Genomic DNA, 24512 nt, shown 5'->3' on the forward strand with positions numbered 1-24512 from the left:
CTGATTAACTGTTTATAATAGCTTATTAAGAGTCTATCAATTGAAATTAACAATTAACAATTAACAATTAATAATTAACAGTTAAAGTAAAGTTCGTTCATAATTCCAAACGTTTCCGGTAGAATATAGATATATTAAAGAAGATTGGGCGGTGATGTTTAGGTGACGAAGTATAAAGGATTTTTAATTGATTTAGATGGGACTGTGTACCGAGGAACTGAGAAGATTGATGAAGCAGTTAGATTTGTTAATAAATTAAATGAGATGCAATTACCGTATTTATTTGTAACGAATAATTCTTCAAAAGCTCCAGCAGATGTCGCTGAAAAGCTTGTTCAGATGGGAATAGAGACGACGGAACAGCATGTCTTTACGACAAGCCAAGCAACAGCAAAATATATTTTGGATCAGGAAGGTCAATCGCGAATTTACGTCATTGGTGAAGAAGGAGTTCGTCATGCTCTAGAAGAGAAAGGACATGTTTTAGTAGAAGATGAAGCGGATGTTGTCGTAGTCGGAATTGACCGTTCGATAACATATGAAAAGCTTGCCGTTGCCTGCTTACAAGTTCGTAACGGAGCAACTTTTGTTTCTACTAATGGTGATGTAGCGATTCCAACAGAGCGTGGCTTGTTGCCAGGGAATGGTTCATTAACATCGGTAATCTCTGTTTCAACAGGTGTGTCTCCTGTCTTTATCGGGAAGCCAGAATCAATTATTGTGGACCAAGCATTAGAGGTTCTTGGAATTTCTAAAGAGGATACATTATTAATTGGGGATAACTATGATACAGATATTTTGGCTGGAATTAATGCAGGGATTGATACCTTGATCGTACATACAGGGGTTACAACAAGAGAACATATTGAAAAAGTTACGAGTAAACCGACTTATTCTGTAGATTGCTTAAGTGAATGGGTATTTGAGGAAAGGTAATCGTAGAACAATGGCTCCGCACGCTGCGCGTCAATTGTTAATTATAACTATTTGACTTCAAGGCAGCGGCTTTGCCTATTGTCTACTCAGATATCCTTTTATTCAGTATGTTCGGCACTATGAGCTAACCTACTAGAAGCAGCAGCTGCAATCGCACCGACAATATCATCTAAAAACGTATGGCAATCTTTTGAGTTTTTATCATTTAACTTTTCCAAAATCCCTGGCTTTTGTTTATCGATATAGCCATAATTCGTGAAACCTATCGAGCCATACACGTTGACAATCGATAGAGCGATTATCTCATCTACTCCGTATAACCCTTCATCTCGTTCAATAATTCCTTGAAGTGGCTCTTCTAGAAGCCCTTTTTCAGCAAGGATATCTAATTGAATACCAGTCAAAATGGCATTTTGTACTTCTCTTTTCGTTAGAACTCGATTGACATTTTCTCTGCACTTTTCGATCGTCAGATTTGGATAGTATTTTACTTGTAAAAAGTAAACGAGGTCGGCGATTTGCTCAATTGTGACCCCTCTTTCCCCTAACCATGTTCGTGCTACTTTTTCTAATTCACTTTGTGCTCTTTCAATTTCCAATCTAGTCACCTCATTTCAGATTCCAGTGAATTACACTTTAGAACTGGAGCGTCTTTTCTTTGGAAGCAGTTCATCTCTTAGTGTTTGTTGTTGCGAAAGAAAATATAACAACTGTTCCAATACACTCTTTTAGTAAAGGACGTTATAATCTATTGTCCATTTTAAAAAAAGGGGTGTACTATCATATTTACGCCTTGTTACACATTTTATGATACTGGGTCATAGACTATCTTATGATTTAGGCAAAAGAGGAGTGAGGACTTTGTTTGGAAGAAATATTTATGACCACTATAACCTCTATTGTGAACAGTTAATAAATATTGGTAAATATGAAGGTTTTGTTGCAAATGGAGAGCTTTATATTGCAGTACCTGCTAATGATAGGACCGAAGTTAGTCCTGAGCAGGTTTTATCCATTAGTGAACAGGTAAATGCGTATGGAGATACGAAGGTTGCTCAACACATTCGAACAAAAGACGGTCAAATGACAGCGTTAGTAGATGGAGAAACGATATTTCTGTATCGAATACCACCAATAAGCTTGCAATATGACGGAGGTCTTGGCAAAGAATTAGCCTCTTTTCACCAAAATGGCGTTTTTGTAGCGGAATCAAGACAAAACTGGGATGGAGCAACAAAATGGAAAGAGTTATGGGAGAAAAGACTACAGCAATTAGAACGTTGGTATGAACATATTCTTATGCAACCTCACAAGACAGAAATAGATGAAGCGTTTTTATTTACTTTTCCTTATTATATGGGATTAACGGAAAATGCTATTCAATATGTAGTCGACGGAAATTTAGATGATACGGTTCGAGATAGAGGTTTCTCGACTGTTTGCCATAGACATTTCACTGATTCAACTTGGCTAACGTTAGAAGAGGGAAGTGGGCAAGTAAAAGTACCTACAGATTGGATTATTGATCATCCAAGTCGGGATATAGCAGAGTGGATTCGTTATCAAATGTTAAATCAAGACGAACCACTTCAAAGTATAGAAAAATTCCTAAATGAATATGAAAATGTAAGGGTGATTAGCCCATATGGCTGGAGATTAATTTATGGTCGTCTTCTTTTTCCTCTTCATTATTTTGAGGCAATTGAAAACTGCTATTCAGCATGTGTAACTACAAGAGCACTTTATGAAGAAGAATTTTTACAAGTACTTGCAAAAGAAGAACAAAACGAAAAATTGTTACGTAATTTTTATAGTAAGCTTCATATTCCTTATAGAGAAGTAGGTCTGTCTGTCGTTGATTGGTTATCGTAAGTATGAGATGATTGAGGAAAAAGGTAAAGGTAGGAGAAGTATGAAGCCATACGTATTTGTTACTAGAAAGATAAGTGAAGAAGCATTGCGACCATTACGAGAAATTGCAGATATAAAGGTATGGCCAGAGGATGAAGTACCTGTTTCTAGAGAAGTACTTTTAGATGAAGCGTCTCGAGCATCTGCTTTATTTACGATGGTGTCTGATCCGATTAATAAGGAGCTTTTTGATTTAGCTCCTAATTTACAGGTTGTCGCTAATATGGCGGTAGGTTTTGATAATATTAATGTAGAAGAGGCAACGCAAAGAGGTATTATCGTCTGCCATACTCCTGATGTCTTAACAGATACGACAGCAGATTTAACATTTGCTCTTTTAATGGCAACTGCTAGAAGGCTAGTAGAGGCTTCGAATTATATTAAAGAGGGTCAGTGGAAGGAGTGGAGTCCGTTATTATTAGCAGGCTATGATATTCATCATAAAAAGATTGGGATTATCGGTATGGGACGGATTGGAGAAGCGGTTGCGAAAAGAGCAACTGGGTTTGATATGGAAATTCTTTATCATAATCGAACAAGAAAGCCTGAAGCGGAAAAAGCATTGAATGCCAAATATGTCTCTTTTGATGAAGTTATTGAGGATTGTGATTTCGTTGTATCAATGGTTCCTTATACAAATGAGACTAAGGGTATTTTTAACGAAGGCGTATTCAAGGCAATGAAGAAAACAGCTATCTTTATAAATGCTTCTCGTGGCGGAGTAGTTAATGAAGAAGCTTTATACCAGGCGCTACAATATAAGGAAATAGCAGCAGCGGGTTTAGATGTGTTTTCTAAGGAGCCAATTGGTGCTGAACACCCATTACTTACGCTACCTAATGTTGTTGCATTACCTCATATAGGCAGCGCTAGCTATGAGACGAGAGGAGCAATGGTAGAGATGACGGTTGAAAACATTATTCGAGTATTACAAGGGACTGAACCTCTTGCTGTTGTAAATAAGGAAGTGCTCTCATCTACTGCTCGAGAAAAATGAAACAAATTGAATTCTGTTTTTGTTTCGACTAATTGAAGTATATATTATACTTTTCAATCGTCATTTTTCCCTTTATTGTAACAAAAAGTTAGAAACTTCTTGCAATTAAAAATAGCAAGAAGTTTTTTTTGTGCTAAAATAATGAGGTCAATATAGAAATTTTCTAAATTCTCTTGTAATATAATGAAATACGCTCTATAATGTCCTTTATAGGAACACATTTGTTCATATGTAGTGAACAATTATTAGTGTCAAACATACGATAGCAGATAAATAGAAAAGCAAGATGCTAAAAGGGAGTGTTAACTATGGAAAAAGGAATATCAGTTGGACTATTAGGGCTTGGAACAGTAGGTAGTGGGGTTATTCAAATTATCCAAAGACATCAAGAAGAACTAAAGCATCAAGTTGGTTGCCCTGTTTCTGTAGAAAAAGTATTAGTAAGAAACTTAGAGAAAAAGAGAAATGTAGATATTGATGAATCGAAGCTAACTGAGCATGTAGAGGAAGTTATCGCTAACCCGGAGATTGATGTAGTAATTGAGGTAATGGGTGGAGTAACTGAAGCGAAAGAATATATTATATCTGCCCTTGAGAATAAAAAGCATGTAGTTACAGCTAATAAGGATTTAATGGCTTTATATGGTGCAGAACTATTACAAGTAGCTAGTGATAATCAATGTGATTTATTTTATGAAGCGAGTGTAGCAGGTGGAATTCCGATTATTAGGAGCTTAGTAGAAGGGCTCTCTGCTGATAGAATTACTAAAATGATGGGGATTGTGAACGGGACTACAAATTTCATTTTAACGAAAATGAGCAAAATTGGTAGCTCTTACGATGACGTGTTAAAAGAAGCACAAGAGCTTGGTTATGCTGAAGCAGATCCTACTTCAGATGTTGAGGGGTTAGATGCAGCTAGGAAAATGGCCATTTTATCAACTTTAGGATTTTCAATGAACATAGGACTTGAGGATGTTGTTGTTCGAGGAATTACAACAGTCACAGAAGAAGATCTACACTATTGTGAACAGCTTGGTTATACAATGAAATTAATTGGTCTCGCTGAGCGTACTGATGGTCGCGTAGAGGTAAGTGTTCAACCTACATTATTACCAAACGAACATCCATTAGCTTCAGTGAACGACGAATTTAATGCAGTTTACGTTTATGGTGAAGCGGTTGGGGAAACGATGTTCTACGGCCCTGGTGCAGGGTCTTTACCGACAGCAACTTCAATCGTATCAGATTTAGTGACAGTTATGAAGAACAAACGACTTGGTGTAAATGGTCGAAGTGTCACTGCTCCTCTTTATGAAAAGCAGTTAAAGACAGATGAAGAAATTGAATCAAAGTATTTCCTACGTTTACATGTAACTGACAAAGCAGGGACATTCTCAGCTATTACATCAATTTTTGCTGAACATGAAGTAAGCTTTGAAAAGTTGTTACAGTTACCAATAAACGAAGAGGTAGCGGAAATAATTATTATTACACATAGAACAAGTAAGAAGACTTATGAAGACATTTATAATGGATTAAATAATTTAGAAGTAGTTCAATCAGTTGAAAGTAGTTATCGAGTTGAGGGAGGAAACAAATAATGAGTAGCTGGAAAGGTTTATTATCTGAATATAAAGAGTATTTACCAGTAAATGAGGATACACCAATGCTTTCTTTAAGAGAGGGGAATACACCATTAATTCCACTTGAGAATCTATCAAAAGAGTGGGGTGTTGAGGTCTATGTAAAGGTTGAGGGAGCGAATCCAACTGGATCATTTAAAGACCGTGGAATGGTTATGGCTGTTGCTAAAGCAAAAGAAGAAGGCAGTAAAACCATTATCTGTGCGTCAACTGGGAATACATCAGCAGCAGCTGCTGCATATGGTGCACGTGCAGGGCTTCGTTGTATCGTAGTAATTCCAGAAGGGAAGATTGCCCTTGGTAAGCTAGCTCAAGCAGTAATGTATGGAGCTGAAATTTTAGAAATTCAAGGAAATTTTGATAACGCACTAGATATCGTTCGTAAAATTAGTGAAGTTGAGCCAATTACATTAGTAAATTCAGTAAATCCGTATCGTATTGAAGGACAGAAAACAGCAGCGTTTGAAGTATGTGATGCATTAGGAAGTGCACCAGATGTATTATGTATTCCTGTTGGAAATGCTGGGAATATTACAGCCTACTGGAAAGGGTTTAAAGAATACAACGAGAAGAAAAATACAGGATTACCTGAAATGAGAGGATTTGAAGCTGAGGGCGCGGCAGCTATCGTTCAAGGTAAAGTGATTGAAGAGCCAGAAACAATTGCGACAGCGATTCGTATTGGAAACCCTGCGAGCTGGAATCAAGCAGTCAATGCAGCTGAAGAGTCAAAGGGTAAGGTCGATTATGTAACAGATGAAGAAATTCTAGATGCATATCAATTACTCGCTAAAACGGAAGGTGTATTTGCTGAACCAGCATCATGTGCTTCTATTGCTGGACTACGCAAGCAACTTGCTTCTGGAGAAATTAAAAAAGGTTCAAAAATTGTATGTGTACTGACTGGAAACGGCTTAAAGGACCCAAGTACTGCAATGGATACAATTACAGTAAAACCAAAGGTGTTACCAAATAATGAGGAAGCATTCCTGGCTCATATTAAAGGTGGTGTACACAAGTGATAGACGGAAAGATGGTCATTACAGTCCCGGCGAGCTCTGCGAACCTAGGACCTGGTTTTGACTCAATCGGTCTTGCTCTTAATCGTTATTTAACATTAACGGTAACTAATAGTAGCGATTGGTGTTTCAAAGGCAAATCAGAAGAGCTAGAAGGAGTTCCAGAGGGAAAAGAAAACCTTATTTATCAAGTAGCTGAACATGTTGCAAATGAGCTAGGAAGAGACATGACGCCTTGTTACGTAGAAATGATAAGTAATATTCCACTGGCTCGTGGGCTTGGAAGTAGTGCTTCTGCAATTGTTGCAGGAATTGAGCTTGCGAATCAATTGCTTGATGCAAACCTTTCACCTGAAGAAAAGGTAAGGTTTGCTAGCCTATGGGAAGGTCATCCTGATAATGTAGCTCCTTCAGTATATGGTGGTTTAATTGTTGGAACACACACCGAAGAGAGTACGGATTTTGTTTATTGTGGTGTACCTGAAATCGATATTGTAATGCTGATTCCAGCTGAGGAGCTAATGACAAAGAAGGCTAGAGGTGTTCTTCCTGAATCAATACCTTTTAAGTCTGCTGTGCAAGGTAGTAGTGTAGCTAATGTTTTAGTCGCTGCGATTTTGCAAGGAAACTGGGAGCTTGCTGGGAAGATGATGGTACGAGATTTATTCCACCATCCATATAGAAAAGAGCTTGTTCCAGGTCTTGAAGACGTTATGAATACAATTTTTGATACGGGTGCATATGGCGCAGCATTAAGTGGAGCAGGTCCTACAATTATCTGCTTTACAGCGTTAAATAAGGGTGAGCAGTTGAAGGAAGAACTCCAACAACGCTATCCACAATTTTCAGCAGAGCTTGTTCAACCAGATCCAAATGGGGTAATGGTGGAGCGTTCGGTTGTAACGGAGCTGAAGTAACATTTAGAAAGGTGTCTCAAGGAATTGGGGCATCTTTTTCTGTAGGGAGCAGTCGGTTAGTGGTTAGTTGGAAATGTATCTAGCTAAAAAAACAAATGTAGAAAAGCCTATCACCAATTGAGCGGTGATAGGCTTTTAGGTTATTCGAAGAAGGGCAATGGCGTCGCACACTGCGCGTCTAACGCCAAGAAAAGCGCTTGTCGTTAGACTTAAAACATGGCAGTCTCAAATTATTATGTGAAAAATAAAACGCCTATCACCAATTGAGAGGTGGTAGGCGTTTAGGTTATTCGAAGAAGGGCAATGGCTTCGCGCGCTACACGTCACATGACAAGAAAACCGTTTGTCATGTGACTAAAAACAAAGTAGCGGCTCCGCTCATTGCTTAATTAAAAAGGGCATAGCCCTTTTTAATTAAAATACTTGTTCGATTTCTTTTACGCCTGGTACTTCTTCAAGTAGGGCGCGTTCGATACCAGCTTTAAGCGTGATTGTTGAACTTGGGCATGAACCACATGCTCCTAATAAACGTACCTTTACAATACCGTCTTCAATATCTACAAGCTCAACGTCTCCACCATCACGGTTTAAGAACGGACGTAACTTATCTAATACTTCTGATACCTGTTCGTGCATTTCTTCTGTAGCCATTTAAAACACTCCTTTCATCTTACTTACATTATAATATCCAAGATAAAAAAAATCTATTAAAGAGCATTAAGAAAAAGGTTGAACTTTACCTTTTTCTTAATGCTCGAAGCAATGAGTGAAGTGCTGTCATCTTTTAAAGTCTAACTAGGAGTGGTTTTCTCCTAGTAAGACGAACAGCACGTAGCCATTGCAACTGGAAAAAGGTTGAACTTTACCTTTTTCTTAATGCTCGTATTAGAATTGATTGCTTAAAAAATTTTCAGCTAGTATGATGTTGTAGAGAGTAAAGGAGGACGTTATGAATATTATAATAACAGTGTATGGTGCCGAGGAAAAATGTGCTAGTTGTGTAAATTTACCTTCTGCTTTAGACACGAAAGAGTGGTTAGAGGCAGCAATTAACCGAAAATATACGAGTATACCTGTTACGATTCGATATGTAGATATATATAAGCCTGAAACAGAGGAAGATAAAAAATATTCCGAGGAAATTTTAGATGACGTGTATTTTTATCCGCTTATAGTAATTGACGATGAGGTTGTTGCTGAAGGAAATCCAAAGCTAAAAGATATTTTTGCAGTAATAGAAGAAAAAGGAAAGGGACTTGATTAAACCAAGTTCCTTTCCTTTTTGGTGTTTCACACTAAAAAAAATCGCTTTTTCTTCATTACCCAGTATGGTGTTTATACATCCATAAAACTCCACTCTTAAGAAAGCGTGGCATACGTCCAAGTAATGTACGTTCGCCCATCATTCCAAAACCATGTTTCTTACCAAGTGAACCAAGAACGCCTTTTAGCTTAATTTTTGGCATTTCTTCAGGAAGTGGTTCTCCGTTCCAACGCTTCTTAAGAATAGTAACGATTTGTTCTGCTTGTCCCTCTGCTAATTGGGCACTAGGTGCATGAGGAAGACTTGCGCAATCTCCTACGACAAAAACATTTTCATCTATTGGAAGGTGATGGTGGTTTGTTAGGATAACACGGCCTTGAGAATCTTTTTCAACATCTAAATTACGGACCACTTCTACAGGTTGAATTCCAGCTGTCCAGATGATAGCATCACTTTCAATACGTTCATCATGGTTATATAGTACTCCTTCTTCTACCTTTGTGATATTTGATTTGTTCACCACATGGATACCGTGGTCAACGAACCAACTTTGAACGTAATTACTTAATCTTCTAGGGAACATAGATAGAATAATTTCACCACGGTCAAATAACTTGATTGTTAAATCAGGACGACTTTCATGAAGTTCACTTGCAAGCTCAACACCACTTAGTCCGGCACCGACGATAGAAACTACACCTTCAGGACGTACGTTATTTAGTACTTCAAACGTTTTTCTTGTAGCCTCCATACTTTGAATACTTAACGTATTTTCTTTTGCACCAGGTACATTGTGATATTTATCGCCACAGCCTAAGCCGATAATCAGATTATCATAAGGGACAGGCTCGTGGTCTTGAATCTGTACAGTTTTAGTATCTAAGTCAATAGATTCTATCGTTCCATAAGTAACAGTTAAGCGTGGATCACTTGGAAAAGACACACGTAAATGGTGGTCTGATTCTGTTCCTGCCGCTAATGCGTAATATTCCGTTTTAAGACAATGGTATGGTAATTTATCGATTAAGGTAATGTGAACATCGCTTGGTAGGTCATTTGTTAGTAACCTTTGTAAAGCTCTCATTCCACCATACCCGCCACCTAGTATAACAAGTTTTTGCATACGTTGATTGCTCCTTTTTTCTGTAATACCTTTTAAGCTTGTATTTAATAAGTTTGTCACTTTACTAATAAATAATGCTTTTTTAGTTTCATTAGAAAACATAATTAGTCCATAATAGAACTGACTATTAATTATGTGACTCCAATGTTCTATGTTGACTGGTTTCTCAATTTCTTTTCGTTCAATCGCATGTGCTAAGAGGAGTTTCCAATGTGTTAATAGGGAATCATCTGTCTGGATAACATGTATCCATATCTTTGATGTCAACTCAGGATTAAGTTCATAATCGTTAACTAAATAGAGTAAGTAAGATTTAATTTGTTGGATCAGTGTAAGCTGCTGAAATCTTTTTTCATTAAGTAGATGACTGACTTGTTCTAGTCGCTCATTTGCTAATGAAAGCATGATCGTTTCTTTCGTTGGGAAGTAATGAAAAAAAGTTCCCTTGGCTACATTAGCTTGCTCAGTAATTTCTTTTACTGTAGTGGAATCATAACCTTTTTCACGAAATAATTCTAAAGCTGCTTTGACTATCCGTTCTTTTGTTTGTTCTTTTTTACTTTTTGGATTACTCATCTACTCGCTCCCTTAACAATTGACCCTGGTCAGTTTTGATTATACTGAGTGAATGGTAAAAAAACAACAATTTTGTGAAAAGAAATTGTCTGATTTTTATGAGGTAGAAATAATTGAAATGATGTACTATTAAAAAGTGTAGATAATTGACGATGCTGATCTATAAAGGTAGGATCTAATAGGAATTGAATTGAGGTGAATCGAATGAAACCGATTATAGAGTTCTGTTTAAGCAATTTAGCGAGCGGTACACAAAGAGCGAAGGAAGAGTTAGAGAAAGATCCAAATTTTGATGTAATTGAGTATGGTTGTTTAGGTAGCTGTGGACAATGTGCTGCTAATCCTTTTGCTTTAGTAAATGGGGAATTTGTGTCTGGTGAAACGAATGGAGATTTAGTAAAGAATATATATCAATATCTCGATGATAATCCAATGTTTTAATAACATATAATAAAGATAGGATGTGAGGGAGTGGCTATATTACCATTCAACCATTCATGGCCTTATGAAAAAATGATGGGGGATATCTACTTTCGCCATTGTCCATATTGTGAAGAAGAGAATGTGTTAACAGGAATGAAGAAACGAGATTTTGAAAACGCCAAAGATGGTGTAAAAACTTTATTAATTATGCCGTGCTGTCATGGGCGGTTAACTATTATAGAAGCTGATGAGGATTACTTTTGGACGCAAGAGGAGTTACGAAAGAGAGGAAGCTAGGATGAAGTTTACGAAAATGCACGGGCTAGGAAATAGCTATATCTATATAGATATGTTTGAAGAAACACTTAGGGAAGAAGAATTGGCACATTTAGCAATAGAAGTAGCAGATAAGAATAAAGGCATTGGTTCTGATGGATTAATCTTAGTATGTCCTTCTGATGTTGCACCAGTTAAGATGAGAATTTTTAATAATGATGGTTCTGAAGCGAAGAACTGCGGAAACGGTCTTCGATGTGTTGCTAAATTTGCTTTTGAAAAGGGACATGTAAAAGAAACGACTTTTAAAATTGAAACTCTAGCAGGGTTAGTTGAAGCGACAGTTCATCTTACTGGAGATACAGTTGAGACGGTAACTGTTGATATGGGACACCCTCGATTTTTAAGAAAAGATTTACCTATGCTAGGGAATCAAGAGGAACAGGTAATAAATGAAAAAATAACGGTTGATAATGAAACGCTTTCACTTACAGGTGTTTCGATGGGGAATCCACATGCAGTGTTCTTCGTAGATAATATCGAAGAAGCTCCTGTGACAACAGTTGGTCCAAAGCTTGAAAAGGACGAGCTATTTCCAGAATGGGTGAATGTGGAATTTGTAGAAATGGTAAGTTCGAATGAAATGCATTTCCGCGTGTGGGAGCGAGGTTCTGGTATTACACAAGCTTGTGGAACAGGAGCTTGTGCCGCCGCAGTTGCTGCTATTCTTAACGGGAAAGCAAATAGAGATGAAGAAATTACCGTTCATTTACTAGGTGGAGATTTGCATATTACTTGGACATCTGAGGATAAGGTACTAATGACAGGTGCAGCTGAAACTGTTGTAACTGGTACATACTTTCGTAAAAATAAAAATAAATAGAAAAAGAAAAAGTCAGCCTCATAAATAAAATGAAGCTGACTTTTTTCTGTAGTGCCTTTGTTTATTACTTGATACCAGAAGATCACTAAGTGGTCTAATTAATTAGTACTTTTTAATTACGTTGTAGAAAGTGTCTCTTTCTACAGGAACTTTATTTGCTGTTTTAATTAAATGGATTAATTCATCTCGTGTTAACCCTTGTGATGTTAGGGCGCCAACAGCGTGAGAAATACGTTCCTCAATTAACGTACCATGGATATCACTTGACCCGAAGCTAAGTGCCATTTGTGTTAATTGAACGCCAATATTAATCCAATAAGCTTTAATATGGTCAAAGTTATCGAGCATTAAGCGACTAATTGCTACTGTACGCATGTCGTCATACGCTGATGTTCTACGTTTAAGTCCTGCATTGATGCTACGTGGTTGCATCGCAAGTGGGATAAATACCATATAACCGTTCGTTCTATCCTGTAATTGACGAAGCCTGTCCATATGAATTAACCGCTCTTCATAGCTTTCAATTGATCCATAAAGCATTGTAGCGTGAGTTTTTAGGCCTAAACCATGAGCAATTTCATGTGCCTCTAACCATTGGTCGGTTGAAGCTTTATCTGGACTCATTTTCATACGATAATTTTCAGTTAGAATTTCTGCTCCTCCACCTGGTAACGTATCTAATCCTGCTTTAATAAGCTCTTCTAATACTTCTTTCATTGATAACCCAGAGATACGAGAGAAAAATTCAATTTCAGCACCCGTGTATGCTTTTACAGTACAGTTAGGATAATGCTTCTTTAATGTACGTATTGTATCTAAATAGTAATCAAATGGAACTTCATGATTATGGCCACCTACAATATGAAATTCACGAATATTATCGCTCCAACGTTCTTTTACATACGATAATAATTGCTCTTCGTTCATTGTATATGCTCCGTCTTCTCCAGGCTTACGTTTGAATCCACAGAAACTACAGTCTGCTTCACAAACATTAGTAGGATTAATATACATATTTTGAATGAAATATACGTTATCACCATTTTTTTGTAGATTAACATGGTTTGCAAGCTGAGCAATGCTTAATAAATCAGGTGTATCATATAGGTATAGACCATCTTCAATTGTTAATCGTTGACCAGCCATTACTTTTTCGCTAATCTCTTGCATTCTTTTATTAGTAAGCAGAGTAGACATCAAAATCCCCCAATCATTTAGTGAAAAAACTTTTTTTAATATTATAGACGTTGTTCAACAGGAGTTCTTCGTTCATGGATAATTCAATGCTCTATAGAAAAACTATTACACTAGTCCGTATTGAACACTATAAAACAGATGATATATTATCATCTACTAAGAGAAATGTTTAACTTGTACTATTATACTATCAGATTAAAATAAGGAAAAGGAATAGGAATTATAACTTCAAAATATTACCTCAAATTTCATGAAGGAATTTTCAAAAGTGAGTTGAATAGTTTAGTTATTGGAATTAATGGGAAAGATATATGTATGAGAGGAAATTTATAAAGTCTAGTCTAGTTTAGCACTAATTATTTGTAAAAATTAGTAGTTTAGTGTAAAATATAGGATAATAATTAGATTTTTCGAACGACCTCTGAAAAATGGAAAGGGGTGAACTTCATTGTTAAACCGTTCATATCGTAAGAAGGAATGTATGGAACAGATTGAGTTGCTTAGAGAAAAAATGATCTCAACTGCTATGTTATACGGAATGAATCACCCGCTTGTCTTAAAATACAGTCAAGAAATAGACCAGAAGCATAATTCTATATTAGGAGGAGAATATTCCTCAATAAGTCATCTACAGAAAGGCTCATAATTATAAGCAAGTAACTTGAATGATTATTGAAATAAGATGTATACTTGTAGAAATTAGAGATGCCTATTCTTGAATAAACATCTTGAGGAGGAATATAAATTGATTACTATTACAGATTCTGCTGTAGATCGTATAAAGGTAATGATGGAAGAACAGGAAAATGAGGATTTGTTACTTCGTGTTGGAGTCAAAGGTGGTGGCTGTAGTGGACTATCTTACGGGATGGGATTTGATAGTGAAAAACAGTCCGAAGATACTACTCTAGAAATTAATGGCCTAGACGTTATAGTAGATAAAGAAAGCGCTCCTATGTTAGACGGAGTAGTGATCGATTATAAAGAGAACATGATGGGCGGAGGATTTACCATTGAAAATCCTAATGCGATTGCTACTTGTGGTTGTGGATCATCTTTCAAAACTGCTTCTAATGAAGGTACGCCTGAAGAATGCTAAAAATCAAAGCCTACAAACGTATTTACGTTTAGTAGGCTTTTTTTGTAGGAGTAAAGTTAAATATGAAGGCACAAAAAAAGTTACAGCACGAGCTGTAACTTTTAAAAGGGGAAATTGTAAATCGTTGTTACCAACCTACAATAATATCTTTTCCACTTTTTGATGGGTTTAAACATAGATTGGAAAATTATTTATGTGAAAAGTAAAGAGGGAACTTTGGGAATGCGATGGGTAGGTAGAATACGCTCATATTAGTCATAAAAAAGCATATTTATATCTTAATCTTAATATTGTAGGGTGAATTAATAATAATCATACGTATTATGTTAGAAATTATTAAAAACATGGTTGAAATATGTCGCTAAAACAAATATCATAATATATGTGATTTGTGACTAATATACGACATTCTATTTTTAATTCCGCTACTTGTAGACTTGTAATTATGTACGTGAAATAAATCACAATTTTGTTAATTGTGGATAGGAATAACCTAAGAAGAAAAATATTAGAAAATGGAAGTGATCTAGTTGAAGAAACCGAATATCGTCATTTTAGGTGCTGGATATGGTGGAATGATTACAGCATCTCGTCTAACAAAAGAGTTAGGACATAACGAAGCTAATATCACATTAGTTAACAAGCATAATTATCATTATCAAACTACTTGGTTACATGAGCCTGCAGCAGGAACATTACATCCTGAGCGTACAAGAATGCAAATTGAAAGCGTTCTTGATATGAACAAAATTAACTTTGTGAAAGATAGTGTGGTTGAAGTTCAGCGAGAAGAAAAGAAGGTTGTGCTTGAAAACGGTGAACTTGAGTACGATTATCTTGTTGTAGCATTAGGTTCTGAAGCAGAAACATTTGGTGTACCTGGTGTATTTGAGCATGCATTCAGTAAATGGACTGTTAATGGTGCTCGTCAAGTGAAAGAACATATTGAATATATGTTTGCTAACTATAACAATGAAGAAGAAAAGCGCGATGAGTTATTAACATTTATCGTTGCGGGTGCTGGATTTACAGGGATTGAGTTTATTGGTGAGTTAACAGAGCGTGTACCTGAGCTATGTGCTCATTATGATGTTCCTCGTGAAAAAGTAAAAATGTACGTGATAGAAGCTGCTCCATCTGCTTTACCAGGCTTCGACCCTGAGCTTGTAGAATATGCGATGGATTTATTAGAAAGTCGTGGAGTAGAATTCAAAATTAACTGCCCAATTAAAGAAGTAACAAAGAACGGTGTTATTTTAGCGAGTGGCGATGAAATTAAATCAGAAACGATTGTTTGGGCTACAGGTGTACGTGGTAACCCGATCATTGAAAAGTCTGGTTTCGAAGCAATGCGTGGCCGCGTAAAAGTAGAGCCTGATTTACGTGCACCAGGACATGAAGATGTATTTATTATTGGTGATTGTGCGTTAATCATTAACGAAGAAATCAATCGTCCTTATCCTCCAACTGCTCAAATTGCAATGCAACAAGCAGCGGTATGTGCACATAACCTTAAAGCACTTATAAATGGTGGAGAATTAAAATCATTTACTCCAGATATTAAAGGAACAGTAGCATCATTAGGTGGTAAAGAGGCAATTGGTGTTGTAGGCGATAGAAAACTATTTGGTTCTTCTGCTAACTTTATGAAGAAGATGATTGACAACCGTTACCTATACTTATTAGGTGGAGCATCGTTAGTCATGAAAAAAGGAAAAAGCCCTTTTTAAATAAACGAACAAAAATAGCAAAGACCTTTGTGGTCCTTGCTATTTTTATTTCAGTAAGTACTTTAACACTTCACCGCTAAAAACTAACACAAGAAAGTTAGTATTAGCTAGAATATTGAAGAAAAACAATTATGAATCCGCTTTCTTCGTTTTATTTAAAGGTATAATAGGCTTTTCAATTCTGAAGTCATCTGGTATAGTTATCTGAAAGTTCAGATTATTAATTAAGGGGGCATTAATCATGGTATTTAAACGTGCAACTTTGAAAAAGGGACATTGCCCTTATTGTGAGGGAAGAGGATACTTTCAGTTGATGCTAGGCGGTAGCGAGACATGTATCTATTGTGAAGGTAAAGGTGAACTCACTCTTTCAAAAGAATTAACGAATTCATTATAGGTATATTTAAAGAAAAAGAAGTACTAGCAAAAGGTAAACCACCTTTTGCTAGTACTTCTTTTTTATTTGTTGTCTGTGAGAATGTGATTCGTTAACTAAGTTCATATTAATAGGAAGAAGTGAGAGAGGAGGTATCAAGAGAGAAATTACTTTTAAACTTTTTGTAAAGGATGTATATAAGTTGAGACAACATAAAATTTTCTTAATATTAATCATGTTCCTTCCTTGGCTAACGTTGCCGTTTCTAGGTAAGAAAACAATGAAAAGGTTTCTCCCTAGTGGAGTCTTCATGGGATTACTTGTTTTTTTTGAAAGTGTTTCTGCTATAAAACGCGGTTGGTGGGCAGTTTTTAAAAAACTTTATTTTAAGCTATATGGACTTGAGCCGTTTATATTTGGACCTTTTTTTATTGGTTCACTATGGATAATGAAGCTTACGTATGGTAGATTTATCAGTTTTATATTCACTAATTTACTAATTGATACGACTTTTGTTTATGCAATTTTAGATTGGTTTAAGAATAGGGGCTACGGTACATTAATTAAATTAGAGAAGTATCAGCTCTCACTTCTGTTTTTTGTAAAGTCGATTCTAATGTATGGTTTTCAAGGTATATATGAAAAAATCTTACGTTGAACTGTATTAATTAAACGTTTGATTAAATAGAGTACTGGAATATAACACCGAAATTACCAAGAAGGATATTAAAGGAGTTCAAAAAGTGAAGAAACTTAAGGCATTCTATTGGGTCATTTCAAGCTTTGCATTACTCCTGCTTGTTGCTGTAGGTAAAGATTTAGAGAATGCCTGGTACACTTAATGCTGGTGTGAAGCCTGACCCATATAATAGTTTAAAGGCATTATTCGATAGAAAGCTACGAAAGAAAGTAATAGAAGCCAATCGTGCTGAGTCGGATTTAGAAGATGTTCATATTGATGGAAGTGGCCATGAATTTTGGGTCGATGAGACGACTGGATTTACAGCAGAAGAACAAGAGGCGTTAATTAAATATCTTCTTTCAATTACAGAACCGGATGAAAAGATGACGCAGCCGTAACATGGTTGTGTCCTTGTTTGTTATGTGGAACTGAAGAAGAAGTGAACTTTCTAGAAACTTTGATGGCTTTATTTATAACTATATTCATAATGGTAAGCTTTCCTTATTGACGCTCTTCCACTGTTTCAGTAAACTATCATTGATACGGAGGTGCATGAGCGTTGTTAAGTTTACCGCAATTAATAATTTCTGTTTTTCTGTTCCTAATATTATTTTTTGGGATTGGCTTTTTATTAAATATGATATTACGTTCAACATGGGTAATGGCTGTTATTTATCCGCTAATTGTTATTTTTATTGTAGATGATGTAAAATTCTATGAATACATAATTTCTCCAATCGTTTCATTCTCTGCGTTAGGACAAGACCTAATTGCTTTGAAGCTTGTAGATATTATTGTGTTAACAAGTGGGTTAGTTGGTGCGATATTAGCTGGGGTCGTCATTCGAATGTTGCGGGCTAGAGGGTATCAAATGTTTTAGAAAAAAGATAAAGCTCAAATTTTTCTTCTTGATAAAGAAAAATTTGAGTTTTTTTGTCGTATAAAAACATAATTAGAAAACTCGGTTGACATTTACGTTAACGTAAACTAAGATTAAGAAAATTCTTACAAAGTAGGTAGAACAAAGTGGAGCACTATACAATTTCTGATTTAGCTAGTGAATTTGATGTGAGTACAAGAACTATTCGTTACTACGAAGAAAGGGGGTTAATTTTTCCTGACAGAAAAGATTCAGGACAAAGGCTTTATTCGCGAAAAGATCGAGCGAGACTTCGCTTGATTTTAAGAGGAAAACGTTTTGGTTTTTCTTTAGCTGAAATAGAAGAAATGATTGAATTATTTGATGAGGACCGTACTGGGGTTAAACAATTAGAAAAGACAATTGAGTATGGGTCTGAGAAGATAGCCGAGATTACTACAAGACTAGAAGATATGGAGCAATTACGTACAGAAATGCTTTCGTTACAGGATGATTTCAAACGAAGGTTAGAATTAGCGAAAAAAGAGGAGGAATAGTATTGAATATTTCTAATTTATTATCTCGTAATGGCCGGAAATTTTCAGATAGTATCGCGATTGTTGAAGGTGAGACAAGCAAAACATATAGACAGCTTGATGATGAAGTGAATCGATTTGCATCTAGTTTAAGAAACTTAGGGGTTGTACGAGGAAACAAGGTGATGCTTTTCTTACCTAATACAAGTGAATTTATTATTAGTTATTTAGCAACTCTTCGATTAGGGGCAATTGCAGTTCCGGTGAATGCAAGGCTAACGGCTAAAGAGTTAACATACATTATTGAACATAGTGATGCAACAGCTGTAATTTGTCATCAAGCATTATTTGAAGGAGTAAAAGATCTACCTAAGAGTATCGATTTAATTTGGATAAAAACAGGAGAAAAAATTGGGGCGTGGGAATCCTTCATGGAGCTTCTTGAGGTAGGAGCGTCTGCAGAAATTGTTTGTTCTATGAAAGAGGACGATGAAGCAACTATTCTTTACACGTCAGGAACTACAGGAAATCCAAAGGGAGTTGTTTTTACGTATCGAAACATACTCTCCGTATCAACTATGATGTGTGTAGAAACGGAGATGAAATCTGAAAGTCGGATAATGCATATGATGCCACTAAGTCACTCTGCTCCACTACATTTGTTCTTTATATCAGGATTATATGTAGGGGCGACACATGTACTCGCACCAACTTTTACACCAGATTTATTACTTTCTTTAACTAAGAGAGAAAGAATTACTCATTTCTTTGGAGCTCCTGTTGCCTATTTGTTAACAGCGAATCATCCTAAGATGAAAGAAGCTGATCTTTCATCTGTAAAGTATTGGGTTTATGGTGGGGCACCATTATCTTCTCAAGAAATTACCTTCCTCCAGAACGCTTTTTCGTCTAACCGATTTATGTGTGTGTACGGATTGACGGAAGCAGGACCTAACGGGACATTTCTTTCTCCTGCTGAACATGAAGAAAAGGCTGGAAGTATTGGTAAGAGAGCTGCACTTAATTGCGAAATTAAGATTGTCGATGCACATGGTGAAGAAGTAAAAGAAGGCCATGTTGGGGAGATAGCATTGTACGGAGAAGGAAATATGAAAGGTTATTACAAAGATAAGGAAAGGACGAGTGAAACGTATCGAAACGGTTGGTTATTAACAGGAGATATGGCGAAAAAGGATGAAGATGGCTTCATTTGGGTAGTGGATCGGAAAAAGGACATGATTATCTCTGGAGGGGTGAATGTCTTTCCAAAAGAAATAGAAGACAGGTTAAAAGTACACCCAAGTAATGCTGATGTTGCAGTTATTGGTGTACCACATAATGAATGGGGAGAAAGTATCAAAGCAGTAATTGTTTTAAAAGAAGAGGTTCCTAATGTCGAAGAGGAATGTAAGCGCTTCCTTAGTAATGAATTAGCAAAGTATAAAATCCCTCATCTTTATGAGGTTGTGAAAGAGCTTCCGAGAAATCCTACAGGGAAAATTTTAAAGCAAGAGCTTAGGAAAAAGGAGGCGTTATCATGAATTTATTCCAACAGGACCCAAACTTTTGGGAGAGTGTGAAGGGGCTAATGGACGATGAGATGCGTGACTGGGCAGAGGGCGAGCTTAATGAATTTTCTGAGATGTGTAAAGGTATAGATGAACGTGCAGTTCATACTGACAGAGAAGGACAGCCAAAGCTGATTAAATACGATCGTCTTGGCGATGACATTTCACATATATGGTTAAATGAAGGTTACAAAAAAACAATTCAAGAAACATACGATTCAGGAATTGTTGGTTATGTTCATAAAGAAATTCCTGCAATAAAGAAAAAGGGTAATTATATTTATTCGTACGCACAAGGGTATTTATTATCTCAAGTTGAGCCAGGGTTTTATTGTCCTGTAACATTAACGATGGCGACAGCGTATTTATTGGACCATTTTGCCGATGAGGAATTGAAGAGAAAGTACTTACCTCATGTATTGTCTACAGGAGAAGTAGAGCTGTATGAAGGGGCAACATTTCTCTCGGAACGGCAAGGTGGCTCAGATGTAGGGGCAAATGAAACGAAAGCGATAAATGAAGAAGATGGGTATCGATTATATGGGGAAAAGTATTTTGCGAGTAATTCCGGGGCATGTGGTGTAGCAACAGTATTAGCACGAATAGAAGGTGCACCAGAAGGAACGAAGGGCTTAAGCTTATTCTTAGTACCTTGGAGAAATGACGATGGCAGCTTAAATAATATTCAAATTCGTCGCTTGAAAGATAAACTGGGAGTGCGTGCGGTTCCATCGGCAGAAGTTCTTCTTGAAGGCTCGAAAGCTTATTTAATTGGGGACCCAACTAAAGGATTTTATTATATGATGGAGGCATTAAATTTATCTCGAGTCTGTAATGCAGTTGCATCAATTGGAATTATGCGTCGTGCATATCAGGAAGGCTTAAATTATGCCAAGGAAAGAGGATCTTTCGGAAAGGAAATTATTGAATTTCCAATGGTGAAGGAAACGCTAGCAAATTTAGTGGCTAGGCAAGAAGTCCAAACGAGAGCAACCTTCCATACTATATCTTTATTTGATAAAGTAATGCCAAATTTGGCGCTAGCAACTGAAAATGAGCGTGCTTTACTCCGTTTATTTATTGCGCTTATTAAAATGAGAACGGCAGAAGAGGCAATTGATTTTGCGCATGAGGCGATTGAATTACATGGAGGAAATGGGTATATGGAGGATTTTGTTACTCCTAGATTATTACGTGATGCTCAAGTATTAACGGTTTGGGAAGGGACGGCCAACATATTAGGACTTGAAATTCTTCGCCTTATTAAGAAATATAAAGTTCATGAATTGTTTATTGAATTCCTTCGTGAAGAAATTGGAAACTTACCGAGCGAATTAGAGGAGGTTGCTCAACCAATTGCTTCTGGGATAAAAGAGTTAGTGGAGTTGTTACATTACTTAAATGATAAGGATGTCGATGTGCAGACGTATCATTCCAAGAAAGTGGCTAATTTAATGGCAGACTTATATATAAGCCTAATTTCCCTTAAAGATAGTTCGGATAATAGTCGAAAAACGATAATAGCAAAATTATTTCTAGATCATATTTGGGGGAAAAGTAAAATCGATAAAGAAATGATTGCTCTTAAACATTTTGAAGAAATTACTGGAATTCAGTTAAAGAAAAGTAAAACGGTTTCAATCTAACCAAAGGGAGATAAGGTGGTAATATAGAGAGGGGACTGAAAAAGTGGAGACCACTCTTTTTAGTTCCCTCTTATAGATTGCCTACTCTTTTTGAATATGTTCTAAGTATTAGAATAAGTGGTAAAAATAAGCTCTTGAAAATTCAGATATTTCCATTATTTTTCTTGAATCAATGAATAATACTCTTCTCTTTTGGAGAAGCTTAGTCATTGAGAGGAGTGAAAATAATTGGAAATTGGTAAAACCTTTTTACGAAGATTATGTATGACTTTATTATTTAGTGCTGCCTTATTAACAACATTTCAATCTATTTCAGGTGTAAGCGCAGAAGAGCTATCGAAATGGATGACAAAGCGTGTTGCAGCATTCGGTATTTTTGAGGAATCTTTAACTACAGCATCTAATCATCAGACTAGATTTGATACAGTTTTAGCAATGAAAACACTACCAACTATAAGTAGACAAGAAAAGGCAATGTCTCACGAAGTAGTTGCCTCTGCTCCACCAACATTAGAAGAAGCAATTGATTGGAGTCAATATCCTTCAAATACAGTTGTAGCAACAGGATATACTGCGGGGTACGAGTCCACTGGAAAAAATTCAGATCATCCTGCGTATGGAATTACCTTTTCAGGTGTACAAGTAAAACGAGACTTGTACTCAACAATTGCAGCAGACCCTAGTGTTTATCCGATAGGGACAATTCTTTTTATTCCGGGATATGGATACGGAGTAGTGGCTGACACAGGCTCAGCAATTAAAGGAAATATTATCGATTTATATTATGATACAGTAGAAGAAGTATTTGAAAACTGGGGCAAGCAAGAAGTAGAAGTATACTTAGTAAAAAAGGGTGAAGGGAAACTAACAGAAGAAGACCTAACAGCCCTCAACGAAAACGAAGCCGTCCAAGTATTTAGAAAACAATATTAGTTAGAAAGAAAAAAGGTTGCACTATACCTTTTTTCTTTCTCACTAAGCGGTGAGCGTAGTCGTTGTAATGTTTTAAGCCATTAGGAGTGGTTTTCTCCTAATGGCGCACAACGAACGGAGCCATCGCCATCATTGAGAGACCTAAAGGGATACAAAAAAGGTTGCACTATACCTTTTTTCTTTCTAACTAACAAAGAAGCATGCAGTTACTCACTACATGCTTCTTTGTTGAATGTACAAATTACTTTAGCGGATCGATACCATCATCAACAGGGAAATGTGATGGGTGCATGGTCGTAGCTAGCTTTTTTAAGCCTAATAGAAGTCTTGGTGAAGGTCGACAGAAAAGCTGTTCTTCTAAAATGTAAATCTTATCATCTTTCACTGCTGGAAGGTCACTCCAGCCTGGACGAGAGCGTATGAGCTTTGGGTTCATTTTTTCTTGTTTAACACCAACCCAGACTAAACAAATTCTGTCAGGGTTTCTAGAATGAACGTCTGCCCATGTTGTTTGAATACTAGCTTCTGCTTTATCACTAAATAAATTATATCCCCCAGCAAGTGCACTGATTTCGGTTAACCAATTTTTTTTGCCTGGTGTAAATACAGGTTTAGGCCACCATTCCCAGTAGTAGGATTTCTTTTCAATGGATTTAGAAAGATTTTGATATTCGTTTATAATATTCTTGAATTTACCAACAACGATGGTAGCCTGTTCCAAAGTGTTTGTTGCCTTACCTAAGGCTAACAAGTCATTAGCGATATCCTCTAGTGAATTTGGATTTAACACGATATGTGGAATGTTTCTCTCTTTAAGGGCTTCAACGTTTCGTTCCATTCCAGGAACACTTAGTGATGCCACGACAAGATCGGGATTGAAGGACTCGAGCTTGTCCATGTCGATTGATAGATCTGGTCCAAGTCTAGGTAAATTATTTACTTCATTTGGCCAATCTGAAAAATCATCAACTGCAACTACGTGGTCAATCAACCCTAAGTATTCTAGCATTTCTGTATTACTTGGACATATTGAAATAAGTCTCATTATATTTCCTCTCCCTTTTCAAATGGCATGGTGGCTAACTAGAAGTTCCTCTATAAAGAGATTTTTACAAAAGGCCCGTTTTTGACCTTTTGTCCAAGTCTTGAAGCAATGAGAGAAGTCACTACCTCTTTTAAAAGGCTTGAAAGGGGTGGGTTTCTCCTTTCAAGGCGCGTAGCGAACGGATCCCATTGCCCTCTCTATTGAAGACTTGTGTACCAACCTCTTCTGAATGTATTAGTAAACAATGGCATGGAGAACAAAGGCTAGTACAATTCCTAGTAAAGCTCCAAAAAAAACTTCAATCGGTTGGTGACCAAGAAGCTCTTTTAATTCCTGTCTCTTTTCTGTTTCTTCTTTTTCAGGCCAAGATTTGACTTCATCCACTAATTTATTAAAGTCAGTAACTAACTGATTTAATACAGTGGCATGGTACCCAGCGTGACGACGTATACCAGTAGCATCGAACATAACAATAATTCCAAAAATAGCAGCAATCGCAAATAGTGGTGAGTGAAGACCTTCTTCAAGGGCTATGCCAGTAGATAGCGCTGTTACTGCTGCTGAGTGAGAGCTTGGCATTCCACCGGTACTTGTAAGCAATGACCATTCTAATTTTCTTGTGGCGATAAAAGCTAGTGGTACTTTAATAAATTGTGCAAATCCGATCCCGAATAGGGCTGCCCACAAGGGGAAATTAGTGAAAATATCCATATAAAACTTTTCGTCCTTTCTATAATCGGATTTAATATGTATCCATTATTTTGTTCAGTAAATATAAATATATGAGAGTAATGAGTGGCTAGAAGCCATTGAAGTATACCCTTTTAACATTCTATATATAGATTCTTTTCCCTGTTTTCTTTCATTAGA

The 24512-nt window shown here is 36.6% G+C and carries 26 protein-coding genes and 2 pseudogenes; 21 read left to right on the forward strand and 7 right to left on the reverse strand.

Annotated elements, in window-relative coordinates:
• The first annotated feature begins 162 nt into the window (after positions 1 to 162).
• Positions 163 to 936, forward strand: a complete 774-nt coding sequence (locus CD003_RS17495) for a TIGR01457 family HAD-type hydrolase (protein ID WP_096202537.1) — start codon at positions 163 to 165, stop codon at positions 934 to 936.
• Positions 937 to 1034: 98 nt separating this feature from the next.
• Here CD003_RS17495 and CD003_RS17500 read toward each other — a convergent pair whose 3' ends face one another.
• Positions 1035 to 1535 carry a phosphatidylglycerophosphatase A family protein gene (locus CD003_RS17500; RefSeq protein ID WP_096202538.1) on the reverse strand — a complete coding sequence of 167 codons (501 nt, stop codon included), beginning with the start codon at positions 1533 to 1535 and terminating at the stop codon, positions 1035 to 1037.
• Between the two features lie 262 nt (positions 1536 to 1797).
• Here CD003_RS17500 and yutH point away from each other — a divergent pair, with 262 nt between their 5' ends.
• From yutH to thrB, 5 genes are all read left to right on the forward strand, one after another.
• Positions 1798 to 2808 (forward strand): spore coat putative kinase YutH, encoded by a 1011-nt coding sequence (gene yutH / locus CD003_RS17505; RefSeq protein WP_179295608.1) that lies wholly within the window; start codon positions 1798 to 1800, stop codon positions 2806 to 2808.
• A 40-nt stretch (positions 2809 to 2848) separates the two neighbouring features.
• A complete protein-coding gene (locus CD003_RS17510) occupies positions 2849 to 3844 on the forward strand; it encodes a 2-hydroxyacid dehydrogenase (protein WP_096202838.1) in 996 nt (331 codons plus the stop codon).
• Positions 3845 to 4152: 308 nt separating this feature from the next.
• Positions 4153 to 5448, forward strand: coding sequence for a homoserine dehydrogenase (locus tag CD003_RS17515; protein WP_096202540.1), 1296 nt, complete (start codon positions 4153 to 4155; stop codon positions 5446 to 5448).
• A complete protein-coding gene (thrC, locus tag CD003_RS17520; protein ID WP_096202541.1) occupies positions 5448 to 6512 on the forward strand; it encodes a threonine synthase in 1065 nt (354 codons plus the stop codon). The genes CD003_RS17515 and thrC overlap by 1 nt, the downstream gene beginning before the upstream one ends.
• Entirely contained in the window at positions 6509 to 7426 is a 918-nt protein-coding gene (gene thrB / locus CD003_RS17525; RefSeq protein WP_306453966.1) for a homoserine kinase, read from the forward strand. Before thrC ends, thrB begins: the two co-directional genes overlap by 4 nt.
• A gap of 414 nt (positions 7427 to 7840) precedes the next feature.
• On the opposite strand, the pseudogene CD003_RS17530 reads toward thrB, so the two are convergent.
• Positions 7841 to 8077, reverse strand: a pseudogene (locus CD003_RS17530) (NifU family protein); the annotation flags it as partial.
• 298 nt (positions 8078 to 8375) lie between these two features.
• Here CD003_RS17530 and CD003_RS17535 point away from each other — a divergent pair.
• Positions 8376 to 8690, forward strand: a complete 315-nt coding sequence (locus CD003_RS17535; protein WP_096202543.1) for a YuzD family protein — start codon at positions 8376 to 8378, stop codon at positions 8688 to 8690.
• A 55-nt stretch (positions 8691 to 8745) separates the two neighbouring features.
• Here CD003_RS17535 and CD003_RS22470 read toward each other — a convergent pair whose 3' ends face one another.
• Entirely contained in the window at positions 8746 to 9813 is a 1068-nt protein-coding gene (locus CD003_RS22470; protein WP_306453968.1) for an NAD(P)/FAD-dependent oxidoreductase, read from the reverse strand.
• Between the two features lie 411 nt (positions 9814 to 10224).
• Positions 10225 to 10389, reverse strand: a pseudogene (locus tag CD003_RS22475) (TetR/AcrR family transcriptional regulator); the annotation flags it as partial.
• A 204-nt stretch (positions 10390 to 10593) separates the two neighbouring features.
• Between CD003_RS22475 and CD003_RS17545 the strand changes: the two are divergent.
• Genes CD003_RS17545 through dapF form a run of 3 tightly spaced genes read left to right on the forward strand, consistent with a single transcriptional unit; the run spans position 10594 to position 11971 of the window.
• Positions 10594 to 10830, forward strand: a complete 237-nt coding sequence (locus CD003_RS17545) for a YuzB family protein (RefSeq protein ID WP_096202545.1) — start codon at positions 10594 to 10596, stop codon at positions 10828 to 10830.
• Between the two features lie 30 nt (positions 10831 to 10860).
• The gene (locus CD003_RS17550; RefSeq protein ID WP_179295609.1) at positions 10861 to 11109 is read left to right on the forward strand and encodes a hypothetical protein; all 249 of its coding nucleotides are present in this window, start codon (positions 10861 to 10863) and stop codon (positions 11107 to 11109) included.
• 1 nt (position 11110) lies between these two features.
• Entirely contained in the window at positions 11111 to 11971 is an 861-nt protein-coding gene (gene dapF, locus CD003_RS17555) for a diaminopimelate epimerase (protein WP_096202546.1), read from the forward strand.
• 102 nt (positions 11972 to 12073) lie between these two features.
• Here the strand turns inward: dapF and mqnE are convergent, their stop codons facing one another.
• Positions 12074 to 13168 carry an aminofutalosine synthase MqnE gene (gene mqnE, locus CD003_RS17560; protein WP_096202547.1) on the reverse strand — a complete coding sequence of 365 codons (1095 nt, stop codon included), beginning with the start codon at positions 13166 to 13168 and terminating at the stop codon, positions 12074 to 12076.
• Positions 13169 to 13616: 448 nt separating this feature from the next.
• Here mqnE and CD003_RS17565 point away from each other — a divergent pair, with 448 nt between their 5' ends.
• The 11 genes from CD003_RS17565 to CD003_RS17610 all read left to right on the forward strand — a co-directional run bounded on the left by CD003_RS17565 (position 13617) and on the right by CD003_RS17610 (position 22597).
• Entirely contained in the window at positions 13617 to 13814 is a 198-nt protein-coding gene (locus tag CD003_RS17565; protein ID WP_257008376.1) for an aspartyl-phosphate phosphatase Spo0E family protein, read from the forward strand.
• A 99-nt stretch (positions 13815 to 13913) separates the two neighbouring features.
• Positions 13914 to 14267 carry an iron-sulfur cluster insertion protein ErpA gene (erpA, locus tag CD003_RS17570; protein ID WP_096202548.1) on the forward strand — a complete coding sequence of 118 codons (354 nt, stop codon included), beginning with the start codon at positions 13914 to 13916 and terminating at the stop codon, positions 14265 to 14267.
• 530 nt (positions 14268 to 14797) lie between these two features.
• Positions 14798 to 15997: an NAD(P)/FAD-dependent oxidoreductase gene (locus CD003_RS17575; RefSeq protein ID WP_096202549.1), complete on the forward strand. Its 1200-nt coding sequence runs from the start codon at positions 14798 to 14800 to the stop codon at positions 15995 to 15997.
• 241 nt (positions 15998 to 16238) lie between these two features.
• On the forward strand, positions 16239 to 16394 hold the full coding sequence (locus CD003_RS22000) for a YuiA family protein (RefSeq protein ID WP_179295610.1): 156 nt from the start codon (positions 16239 to 16241) through the stop codon (positions 16392 to 16394).
• A gap of 181 nt (positions 16395 to 16575) precedes the next feature.
• The gene (locus CD003_RS17580; protein WP_096202550.1) at positions 16576 to 17031 is read left to right on the forward strand and encodes a hypothetical protein; all 456 of its coding nucleotides are present in this window, start codon (positions 16576 to 16578) and stop codon (positions 17029 to 17031) included.
• A gap of 167 nt (positions 17032 to 17198) precedes the next feature.
• Positions 17199 to 17453, forward strand: coding sequence for a hypothetical protein (locus CD003_RS17585; protein WP_096202551.1), 255 nt, complete (start codon positions 17199 to 17201; stop codon positions 17451 to 17453).
• Positions 17454 to 17614: 161 nt separating this feature from the next.
• The gene (locus tag CD003_RS17590; protein WP_096202552.1) at positions 17615 to 17935 is read left to right on the forward strand and encodes a YuiB family protein; all 321 of its coding nucleotides are present in this window, start codon (positions 17615 to 17617) and stop codon (positions 17933 to 17935) included.
• 146 nt (positions 17936 to 18081) lie between these two features.
• Entirely contained in the window at positions 18082 to 18471 is a 390-nt protein-coding gene (locus tag CD003_RS17595) for a MerR family transcriptional regulator (RefSeq protein ID WP_096202553.1), read from the forward strand.
• Positions 18472 to 18473: 2 nt separating this feature from the next.
• Positions 18474 to 19991, forward strand: coding sequence for a class I adenylate-forming enzyme family protein (locus CD003_RS17600; RefSeq protein ID WP_096202554.1), 1518 nt, complete (start codon positions 18474 to 18476; stop codon positions 19989 to 19991).
• Positions 19985 to 21664 carry an acyl-CoA dehydrogenase family protein gene (locus tag CD003_RS17605; protein WP_179295625.1) on the forward strand — a complete coding sequence of 560 codons (1680 nt, stop codon included), beginning with the start codon at positions 19985 to 19987 and terminating at the stop codon, positions 21662 to 21664. The genes CD003_RS17600 and CD003_RS17605 overlap by 7 nt, the downstream gene beginning before the upstream one ends.
• Before the next feature lie 228 nt (positions 21665 to 21892).
• Positions 21893 to 22597, forward strand: coding sequence for a 3D domain-containing protein (locus tag CD003_RS17610; RefSeq protein ID WP_096202556.1), 705 nt, complete (start codon positions 21893 to 21895; stop codon positions 22595 to 22597).
• A 241-nt stretch (positions 22598 to 22838) separates the two neighbouring features.
• Here the strand turns inward: CD003_RS17610 and CD003_RS17615 are convergent, their stop codons facing one another.
• Together CD003_RS17615 and CD003_RS17620 are read right to left on the reverse strand one after the other, a co-directional pair.
• Complete coding sequence (locus tag CD003_RS17615; protein WP_096202557.1) at positions 22839 to 23642, reverse strand: cobalamin-binding protein; 804 nt, start codon at positions 23640 to 23642, stop codon at positions 22839 to 22841.
• 234 nt (positions 23643 to 23876) lie between these two features.
• Positions 23877 to 24353 (reverse strand): divergent PAP2 family protein, encoded by a 477-nt coding sequence (locus tag CD003_RS17620; RefSeq protein ID WP_096202558.1) that lies wholly within the window; start codon positions 24351 to 24353, stop codon positions 23877 to 23879.
• Positions 24354 to 24512 lie beyond the last annotated feature (159 nt).

It is taken from the genome of Bacillus sp. FJAT-45350, assembly GCF_002335805.1.
GTDB lineage: Bacteria > Bacillota > Bacilli > Bacillales > NISU01 > FJAT-45350.